A 10494-nucleotide genomic window follows, 5' to 3' on the forward strand; every position below is an offset into this window, starting at 1 on the left:
AAATTCGGACTTAACTATTTTGGATGTTTTTAATTTTCGACATGAACTGTTTTTATTAAATGAATGGAATGGTAGTTGGTGTTTAATATGGACATGTTGCAATTATGATACACATCTCTAATTTTAATTCCTATTGTTACATGAATGATACCTTGGTTGGTTAATGGTATGTGAATATCGTTAAATCATTGGCCTAGTTATTTAAATTGAAATTACTCACTTACATCAGTTTCAAGGTTTTATAGATGTCTCTATTGTTAAATATATTTTTTCTACTAGCTAGCGTGTCATTGATTAATACCGCTTATGCCGCCTCTATGGACCCAATGTCACAGGAGGATTATCAGTACATAGAAAGCCTAGGAGATGTGAATATCGCTGTGCTGTCCGAAAAAGGGCGGCCAGTTTATCCGACATCTGGACACGGTGAGTTTTATAACCTTAACGTGACCTATCTGAAAAAAATTGCCAATGAACTCGGTCTGAAGATCGAATTTGTCGAGTTTGAAAATACCTCGCAAGTGATGTCTGCTCTGTATGCAAAGGAAGCGGACTTGATACTCGATTTTAACGATAAAGCGATTAAAGATAAGCAAGGATTGTTCTACTCAGCACCTATATTTAAAAGCACAGTTGCCTATTGGAGTAATAGTTATGTTGACCAAGAAAACTTAGAAAAGCGACCATGGGTGTGCGTTGTTGGAACGGTATATTGTAATATTTTGGATAGCCGTGGAATAGAGAATGTGACTCGCGTGGCTAACTTTAGACAGGGTACGCAAAGTGTTCTCAAGAGTGACGATAAGATATTTATTGATAGCTATATTAGCTTTGCCGAGTATCTGAACGCGACAGATAATGTCTCCAGCTCTATTTCAACGCCTCCTTGGGGAGGATTTGTTTACGCGCAGATTGTTTCACTCGACGAAAACAAGCGTCTAGTCGAGATCATCAATAAGATTATCAAGCGTTCGATTGAAAGTGATCACCTCATAAACAGCATCAGTCCTTATTATTTTTCGGACATGATTAATAGGGCATTTCGTAATAGCAATTACAGCAATATCATCAAGTACTCATTCGACGACGATACGTTTCCTCTACTTTTTAGGAATCAAGATGGAAGTCTTTCTGGCTATCTCAAGGATGTTCTAGACCTGATATCATCAAGGACGACGCTCGAATTTGAGTATGTTCCCTTAAGGCAGTCTGTGTCAACTTACGATATGCTGGCGTCAAATGAGATTGATCTCGTCCCTTACTCATCGATAACCATGGGCTCCAACGAGAGTGTTGAGTTTACCGACACCTTCATGTCGTTTACTTATTACACTGTCAGCCTCGCACATTCGGCTGAACCCAAAAAAGAGTCGAAAGGCGTTCTGTTATCTGAAAGCAAAAAGCATGTTGACGTTAAAAATCAGTTATTTGGCGAGAGCACCAAAGTGTTTAGGGATTCTAAAAAAATCCTAAGGGCGTTAGAAACGGGTGAGATTGACATCGCTTACATACGTGAAGATATCATTGAGATGATTATATCGTCTCATGCTGACGACGAGTACTTTGTCGATCGTACCAAACCGATTGTCGTGAATCTGGCAATGGCCGTTTCGTCAGATAAGCTTTCACTCATTAATGTGCTGAACAGCATTTTCAGAACCTGGGATCAAAACGAATTAAACAAAATTAAGAATTCCTATGACCCGTTTAATGTCGTCTATGGCTATGAAGAAAAATACCTCTATCAGGTGACGTTTGGTTTTGTGTTTGTCTTTCTGTTTAGCGTCGTGATTTTCTATTTGTTGCAGAAGAATATGAAGCTCAACGTTATCATCAAGGAAAAAGATGCCGCTGCAACGAGAATCGAAAATGAGTTTTTAAACTCTGTGATTCGTCAGATCCCTTCAATTGTTTTTATCTACGACGGCAGATCCAATATCCGCTACACAAACTGCAGCAAATATTTGAGTAATGAGTGTAATGCTTGCCACATTTCCGAAAGCGGTATGGGCTACAAAAATAAGAAAGTATTTGACGACATGTTCCACAATGATCTGACGATCAGTGATGTTTGCCGCACATATAACTGTCCGCTAGACATGGAAATGATGGAGTATGTCAGTAAGAAAATCACGCTCAACGACAAGGAATACATCCTAACGGTCATTAATGATATTACCGAGAAAAACCAACGAGAAAACGATCTGAAGAATGCCAAGAAAAAGGCGGAATCGGCGATTCAGGCACGCGATAAGTTTCTCGCCTCGATGACGCATGAGCTAAGAACGCCAATCGCTGGCATGGTCGGGTTGATTGAAATGCTAGGGGCAAAAATCGAAGATGAAGAGGAAACTTTGCTCATTAACAACATCTCGTCATCAGCAAGACAACTGAATGTTCTGGTGAATGATATTCTGGATTTCTCGAAGCTGGAGGCTGACCAACTCAAGCTTTCCCCTTTTGATTGTGATGTCTTGCGAGAGACCAGTGAGGTTCTGCGCGTCCACAAAATTGCCGCAGATAAGAAAGGCATCCGCCTACACTATGACTTTAAACCTACCAATGTCAGGTTGGTCTCTATTGATGGTCTCAGGTATTCGCAAATACTTAACAACCTCCTGTCCAATGCGATTAAATTTACCGATATAGGCACGGTGACATTAGAAGTTGAACTCAGCGATACATCAATTAACTTTTTGGTGACAGATACTGGCTGTGGTATGTCGACAAAAGTTCTTGCCACTGTGTTTAGTCCATTTGTTCAAGCGGATAGCTCAATTGCACGGAAGTACGGTGGCACTGGGTTAGGTTTGTCCATTGTTTCTGAGTTGGTCGAACTCATGAATGGGCAACTTAATGTTGAGAGTATTGAAAATCTTGGTACTAAGATGTCGGTTTCGCTACCGCATCAGCTCGTTAGCACCTACAAAGGACAGCTCAGCAGCTTGGATATTCAGTTCGGTGACGTGAGTGACAACATCAAAGAGTGGGTCGCTATCTGGTCGACGCTAACCGGCTACCGAGAGTTAGAAATTCCAGATAAGGGACACAGCATTCTGATCACTTCTGACTACAGCAATGTCGACAGTGAGATACCTTTCGAAAGACGTATTGTCTTCAAGGATGGTGTTGAGGGGTTTAAGCAAGTGGAGCAACAACAGATTGTTTTGTCTAATTCGCCGATATTTCCAGACTTACTATTTGAATGCTTGTATCAGCATACAGAAAAAGCCTCGACATTAACGCCCTTAAGATTCGAGCAATTGCAAGGAACGGTACTCGTTGCGGAAGATAACCCTATCAACCAACTTGTGATTCGTAAGCAGCTAGAGCAGTTGGGGCTGACGGTCAATATGGTTGACGATGGTGAAGCCGCTTACCACGCGATCATGGAGCATCCTGATGGCTTTGATCTACTTATTACGGATTGCCATATGCCCAATATGGATGGGTTCGAACTCTCTAGCAAACTGCGCAATGAAGCCAATCTAGATAAACACCTAACCATTATTGGCTGTACAGCAGAGGATTCGAGCATTGTTCGAAGTAAGTCTAATGAATCGGGGTTCGATCATATCTTGTTCAAACCTTATGGAATAGAGAAACTAAGGAATCTATTGGAGGCATGCTTGTTAGATAATGGAACTAAAATCGCCCCTATCACGCACTGGTTAGACAAATATAGTGAAGAGGAGGTTGAGCAATTAAGGAAGATTTCGGTAGCGTGCCTATCAAGCGATCTCAAGTTATTAGAAGAGCAGCAAGAGGATATACCCGCGCTCCAGAAAACGGTACACAAGATCAAAGGTGGTGCGTTAAGTTTGGGCATCGATGATCTTGCCAAGATTATTTACAAGGTAGAACGCTCGATTAAAGAAGGGAGAAAAGTCGAGCTTAAGTCACAGCTAGAGATTCTGGCCGATGTAATGCAGAAAAACATTGCGCTTATCGAGAACTATCAAAGGTCGAAGAAATGAACATACTTATCCTTGACGATAGTCCTCTAGAGCTTATCTTACTTGGCTACAAACTGAAAAATATTGGCTGCAAGAATGTCCACTCTGCGACTTCGGTAGAGAAGGCTATGGCGTTACTAAGCAGGATCCAATTCGACTTAATCATTAGTGACCTCGACTTGCCTGATAAAGACGGACTGATGTTTTTATCGGAGCTAAAGAAAAACCATTATAACAATGCTGTGTGTATCTCCAGCTGTGTTGATGAAGGCATTATTGCTTTAGCGAGCAAGATGGCGACAACTCTTGGTCTTAATGTGGTCGGAACCTTAGTTAAACCTGTCTATGAAGATAGCCTGTGTAATCTTATACAGATGACAAGTGAGTTATTGTCTTGCGCACCAGTGAAAAAGGACCTCGATTTCTCTATAAATGAAGTCTTATATGGTTTAGAGAACGAACAATTTCACAATGTTTATCAGCCGCAAGTTTGTTTTAAGACGAACAAGCTTATTGGGTTCGAAGTATTGGTGCGCTGGCAGCATCCCCTCAAAGGAACACTGACCCCCAACTACTTTATCCCGCTACTAGAAACGAACCAACACACGGACTTGCTTCTTGATGCCGTCATGAATCGACTCAAAGTGGATTTTGTCTATATTCCTGATGGTATGAAAATATCCATAAATCTGACCGCAGACAACTTTATGGAACCCGACCTCGTCGACAAATTGGTTAGCATGGTAGATGAAGTCGGCATGGACATATCTCTATTGACCCTTGAAATCACGGAAAGCCAAATTTTTCAGCCATCGACAACAATGCTAAGTAACATCGCTCGGCTGAGGATGCTCGGTGTAAAAATATCCATCGATGACTTTGGCACTGGTTACTCCAGCTTCGGTAATCTCGTGGACATCCCGTTTACTGAACTCAAGATCGATCGCCAATTTACTAAGCGTTACTTTTCGGACTTGAAGTCGAGGCATATCGTCGATTTAACGACAGAACTGTGCCGCAGAACCGAAATAATAGTTGTCGCGGAAGGGGTAGAAACAAAAGAAGAATTTGAAGCACTGCGTATGTTAGGCGTGGATGTCTGCCAAGGTTTTTACATTGGCAGGCCATTAGCGATTGAAAAACTCAAATCGTTTAAAGTTCTTAGCTAAGCCTATCTAAGGTAAGTTTGATTCTCATCGCTCTATATGGCTGGCGGCGAGAATCAACCCATAGCGTCGTTATCCCGTCATTTGAAATGCATGCGTATATAACTCAACCAATGGCTGAGCTGATTAGGGGGAGGGGAGTTATTAAGAGATGGAACCTTGGAAGGAGATTATTTCGATAATGGAATTGGCATTGTATTTATTTAATATTCTAGATTTGTAAGTACTTACCGTTTTATTGCTCAAAGAGAGAAGTTCAGATATTTTTTTATTAGAGTATCCTTTCGCCAAATAGGACAACACCAACGCCTCTCGGGCAGATAGGTTCGAAGTTTTTTGGGCAGGTATTGCTACACTGGATTCGAACGCGTCTTTGCCCTGACTGACGAGTAATATCGCAGCTCGAATTGTCTTTATATCTTGCGTTTTGTACACCAATCCATTGGCTCGGTTGGTACGAGCGATCTGCGAGTACATTTTTGAATTACATGAAGATATGAACAATATTGCACCTTCAAAACCCAGTGAGCGCAATCTTTTGGCATAGTCGATGCCGCTACCGTTGCTGATTTCAGTATCCAAAATCACAGTTTCGATACGTTTGCTGCGTATGACCTGGCTCGATTTCGCTGCGCAGCTCTCTTTGTATACAGTACAGTTTGGGTAGATGGTTCTAATTAAACTTTCTAACGCTTTTTGAAATAATGGTTGAGCATCTATTAATAGGAAATTCATTTTGCAAAAAATCCTTATTCACTATTATTTTTACTAAAAAAATAGCTCGCCTAGCAGGGAGGCCGTTTAGCGAGCTTAAAACGTGAAAGCTATTGGGTACTTTCACAAACTGAATATCTTTTTAGATACTAGTAAGAACGTGATAGGCTTTTGTAACAATAGTGAATCAATAGTGTTTTTATTAAGATTTATATGAATAAGCGTTAATATCGTTTTGTCAATTTCGCTACATTTCATTTTTGTGTTTTGTATAAAAAGCACTCTTTGAGGTGACTGTCCTAATAAAAATAGTGAGCTCGGAAGCTCGTTTATGCGCCGCTAATATTGTGGTTGAATCAATATAGCTAACACCCTCGCGCCAAATAGCATAAGATACACGGCCTTTAGCCAGTATTGAGCCACTCATTGTAATGATAGATAAAACACAGCAAACGACTTTTGCCGACCTTGGCCTGACTTCAACCCTAGTCGAGCGACTAGATGAATTAGAATATCACCAGCCAACTCCAATCCAATCGCATGCCATTCCTCATGTGCTTAATGGAAGAGATATCATTGGTGGTGCCAACACGGGATCTGGAAAAACTGCCGCGTTTTCGTTGCCAATTCTGCAAAAGATTCTTGAGCAAGATTCCTCAAATCCTCGTCGTGGTAATTTTGTTTCTCACCTGATTCTAGTTCCAACCCGTGAGTTGGCGTCTCAGGTGGCCTATAGTGTAAAATCATATTCATATCATCTTAGAGATAAGATCAAAACAGTCGCTGTATTTGGTGGTGTATCAGTAAACCCACAAATGCTCGCACTTCGTGGTGGTAGTGACATTATCGTTGCGACTCCGGGTCGACTACTTGATCTGATCTCGAGTAACGCTATCAAGCTAGACCAAGTAAAAACGCTCGTTCTCGACGAAGCCGATCGTATGCTGAGCCTTGGATTTACCGACGAGCTAAATAAGATTCTTGATCTACTACCAAAGAACAAACAGACCTTGCTCTTCTCTGCGACTTTTCCTGAAAAAGTAACGACTTTGGCTCAGCACTTGCTCAGTGACCCAATTGAAATTCAACTTCAAAGCGCTGAAGCGAGTACTTTGGTCCAGCGTGTATTTAGCGTGAACAAGGGTCAAAAGACAGCAGTACTTGCACATCTCATTAAACAGCATCAGTGGCGACAGACATTGATTTTTGTTAATGCTAAAAATGCTTGCAACCATCTGGCTCAAAAACTATCGAAACGTGGCATCACCGCCGAGGTTTTCCATGGTGACAAAGGACAAGGAGCGCGCACGCGTGTTCTTGACGGCTTTAAGTCAGGCGAGATTCAAGTACTTATCGCTACCGATATTGCCGCGCGTGGTCTGGATATAGAAAAGTTACCAGTGGTCATCAACTTCGATCTTCCGCGTAGTCCTGCCGACTATATGCATCGAATTGGACGTAGTGGTCGTGCAGGTGAAGTCGGTTTAGGCTTATCTCTGATTGATTACGATGATTATCACCATTTTAAAGTGATCGAAAAGAAGAATAAGTTCCAACTTGAACGTGAACAGGTAGAAGGTTTTGAGGTGGAAGACGACCAGAGTGAAGCGTATTTTCAACCGATGAAACCGCGTGCAAAGCCAGCCGGAACAGGAAAAAAGAGCAAAAAGCGTAAGCAGTAACTAGTAGGTAACTGGATAAGAGGGCTATCAGCTCACCTATCCACTTGCGATTTTTTAGAGCCTCATTTGAAAGGTCAAATGGGGCTCTATTGCCAATTCACGCGTTGTATTACCGGCGTGAAGGACGTCCTCTAGGGGAGCGCTGTTTAAATGCAGAGGCTGCTTTGGCCTGTGATTTAAGAATAGAATCAACCGTTAGCTGCATTGGCTCTTTAGGCTCAAGCCCATGAGGAAAAGTACGAGCTCTTGGTGGTAGGTCATATTCCTCTGCACTCGCTCTTGGCATACGCTTAAAACGATATAGGTAAAAGTTCTCTAATTTTTCTCTTGCCCATTCAGTCTTCTTTAAATACTTTACGCTACTTGCAATCGAAGGTTTGGTATTGAAGCAGTTAAAGCGCATTGCTGCATCTAGAATGTCCCATCCATAAAAATCCACCAACTCCTGCAACATTGTTTCTAGCTTTAGCCCGTGCAGTGGGTTGTTTTGTTGCAGTTCGATTCTTTCTTCGTCAGTCATCATTTAATTTTTGGGTCTCATTCTTTAAAGGGCTGAGTTTAACAAAGTATCTACCGCAGAGATATCTATAGAAAAATATTTTCAATACAAGCCATAGAAGCCCAACAATAGCAGGACGGGCACGAGTAAATCACTCACCGTGATTTCATTCTTTGGGGTGACTGTCCTCTTTACCGGTCCTCTTTACCGTTTTACCCTTTACCGCGTGAATGGTAGCCATGATTTCTTGTTTGAGGGTGAAAAGGTTACCATTTTAATACAAGTTCTCCATGTTGGAGTCACGACCAAAAATCAAAACAGAGATAAGATTTATATAAAGTGGGTTAATACTTAAAATTTGCGACAATATTTTTTAGTTTGTCACTGACTCCTGCAATTTCATCACTGTATTTCACTGAATTAGTGACAACTTCAAAAGTGTCACTAGCCAAATGTGATATTTGAGTAATATTATGATCGATTTCGCTCGACACTTTTGCTTGTTCTTCTGACGCAGTCGCGATTTGACTGTTAATATCAGACATTTCATTGACGCGGTCGTTGATTTTTTCAATCGCTTTGACCACTTGTTGTGTATGGCAGTTAGATTCTCTCGCTTGCTCAGCATTCATATACATTTTGGTCGCAACCTGAACAATGTTTTGTGACAGCTCTTTAATGGTTGACTCAATCTGTTTGGTCGATTCGTTGGTTTGATAGGAGAGTTGGCGCACCTCATCGGCAACGACTGAGAATCCACGCCCGCTTTCACCTGCCCGAGCAGCTTCGATCGCTGCATTCAACGCGAGCAAGTTGGTCTGTTCAGAAATACGCTGTATGGAATATACCACTTGATTAATATTTTTACTTTGCTCTTCCAGATCCACAATGGTGGCTTGTGATTGCTCAATATTTTCTGCTAATGACTCAATATTACTACCATTAATGTAAATCATATCCAGTGCGCTTTTAGTTTCTTCCGTCACCAGTTGAGCATTATTGGCCGCAAACTCAATGTTGGAGGAAATTTCTTTATTACTCACAACCAGTTCATTGGCTGAAGTTGCCACTAACTCAGATTCCAATTTTTGTTGTTCAACATTATCAATGCTTTTCAGTGCTGACTGCTCAGATTTATCCGAATTATCACTGAGTATAGTAATCACCGAAGCTAGCTCCTTAATATGTTCATGTAGAGAACTAATAAATAAATCAAACGAGTTTGCTAAAGCTGTTAGCTCATCATTACCTTGAGAATTCATTCTAATCGTTAGGTCACCATTTCCTGTGGCGATTTGCTGCATACGAAGATTAATGACATTGATGCGTTTTAAAATAGTACTGCCAATCAAAAAAAGTAGCCCCGAGACTGATAATACCAATATGATACCAAAGGTATTTAGATCCCTATTAAGAGCAACCTTATCCTCTTCGATAATTTCATGAATATCATTTTGTAAACTCGTGATCGAACGCTCTACATCATGAACATTTGCTCTTAGCTCCTTTCTCATGCCATGATTAGCAGTTAAACCAAGTGACTGTACGAGCTCTATATGATTATTCGCTATTTGACTATATTGGTCGAAAGCAGTCTGTACATCATCGGTTAATGCTTGCTGAGTAAAACGATCGAGGCTCTGTTGAAATCGCTTTATGGTGTCCTGGTTTGGGTTGGCTAGATAGCCTAAGTCAGCCTCGCCTAATTCTAATCCAGATAACTCAAGCAACATATCATTTTGCTTAGCAATAACCTGCTTCAATTGTTCTCTTTGTGCAGTAAGTTGAACACGTACGCTACTGGCCTCAGTTTCACCATCTAACTGTATTATGGCATTAGCTAACTTGTGAAATTGCTTTTGGTACTGTTCGAGCTTTACTAGGACCTGGTTGTTATCATTTGCAAGGTTTATTTTATGTGATTTAGCCACTTGTTGAAGATTGTCAATACGAGTGGTTAACTGCTCAAAGGTCTGGTCAAAGCGAGTTATATACTGTTCATCTCTGCGTTCAATAAAATCTTTTTCGTTACGTCTGAGAGTGAGTAAATCAATGACACTATTTGTATTCTCTCTTTCTACAAACTCGAGGTATTCGATTTTATCTTGATTGTATTCATTGTATAGGTAATATCCACCAACTCCAATATAAATAACAAAGTTAATAAGAAGTAACTTATTTTTTATACTCAGTGAGTGAATAATATTTCTTTTACTTAAAAAAACAATCATAAAATACCCCATGCTCTCACTTGGTAGTAAACCAAGTCTTAGATAATCAAATAATATTAAATAAAATACATATAAGTTTACAAGATGTGGGGCGTAGGATTATTCTTTTAATTAACCATTTATACCCCTGATCATTGAAGATGCTTGATTTTCTTTAGAATCAGGATCATGCTACGAACCATGAAAATTACACTGACTCCTCAGCAGAAACTGCAACTCGAACAAATGCACGATTCTACTCGTGAT

6 protein-coding genes are annotated in these 10494 nt (G+C 40.7%); 3 read left to right on the forward strand and 3 right to left on the reverse strand.

The genetic code is table 11. The features are described from left to right. Window positions 1–245 precede the first annotated feature (245 nt). The gene (locus DA100_RS05915; RefSeq protein ID WP_138971348.1) at window positions 246–3977 is read left to right on the forward strand and encodes a transporter substrate-binding domain-containing protein; all 3732 of its coding nucleotides are present in this window, start codon (window positions 246–248) and stop codon (window positions 3975–3977) included. After that, a complete protein-coding gene (locus DA100_RS05920) occupies window positions 3974–5125 on the forward strand; it encodes an EAL domain-containing response regulator (RefSeq protein WP_138971349.1) in 1152 nt (383 codons plus the stop codon). Before DA100_RS05915 ends, DA100_RS05920 begins: the two co-directional genes overlap by 4 nt. Before the next feature lie 141 nt (window positions 5126–5266). Here the strand turns inward: DA100_RS05920 and DA100_RS05925 are convergent, their stop codons facing one another. Continuing rightward, window positions 5267–5857 (reverse strand): response regulator transcription factor, encoded by a 591-nt coding sequence (locus tag DA100_RS05925; protein WP_138971350.1) that lies wholly within the window; start codon window positions 5855–5857, stop codon window positions 5267–5269. 410 nt (window positions 5858–6267) lie between these two features. On the opposite strand from DA100_RS05925, the gene DA100_RS05930 reads away from it, so the two are divergent. Beyond that, entirely contained in the window at window positions 6268–7518 is a 1251-nt protein-coding gene (locus tag DA100_RS05930) for a DEAD/DEAH box helicase (RefSeq protein ID WP_138971351.1), read from the forward strand. Window positions 7519–7627: 109 nt separating this feature from the next. Here DA100_RS05930 and DA100_RS05935 read toward each other — a convergent pair whose 3' ends face one another. Then, window positions 7628–8041, reverse strand: a complete 414-nt coding sequence (locus tag DA100_RS05935) for a VF530 family DNA-binding protein (RefSeq protein ID WP_171052154.1) — start codon at window positions 8039–8041, stop codon at window positions 7628–7630. A 320-nt stretch (window positions 8042–8361) separates the two neighbouring features. Further along, window positions 8362–10248, reverse strand: a complete 1887-nt coding sequence (locus tag DA100_RS05940; RefSeq protein ID WP_138971352.1) for a methyl-accepting chemotaxis protein — start codon at window positions 10246–10248, stop codon at window positions 8362–8364. Window positions 10249–10494: the final 246 nt, after the last annotated feature.

The sequence above is a fragment of the Vibrio sp. Hep-1b-8 genome (assembly GCF_006124995.1).
Lineage (GTDB): Bacteria > Pseudomonadota > Gammaproteobacteria > Enterobacterales > Vibrionaceae > Vibrio.

Excerpts from the sequence above, each read along its gene's own strand:
- DA100_RS05940 (WP_138971352.1), bottom strand. The coding sequence starts at position 10,248 with ATGATTGTTTTTTTAAGTAAAAGAAATATTATTCACTCACTGAGTATA.
- DA100_RS05915 (WP_138971348.1), top strand. The coding sequence starts at position 246 with ATGTCTCTATTGTTAAATATATTTTTTCTACTAGCTAGCGTGTCATTG.
- DA100_RS05935 (WP_171052154.1), bottom strand. The coding sequence starts at position 8,041 with ATGATGACTGACGAAGAAAGAATCGAACTGCAACAAAACAACCCACTG.
- DA100_RS05930 (WP_138971351.1), top strand. The coding sequence starts at position 6,268 with ATGATAGATAAAACACAGCAAACGACTTTTGCCGACCTTGGCCTGACT.
- DA100_RS05920 (WP_138971349.1), top strand. The coding sequence starts at position 3,974 with ATGAACATACTTATCCTTGACGATAGTCCTCTAGAGCTTATCTTACTT.
- DA100_RS05925 (WP_138971350.1), bottom strand. The coding sequence starts at position 5,857 with ATGAATTTCCTATTAATAGATGCTCAACCATTATTTCAAAAAGCGTTA.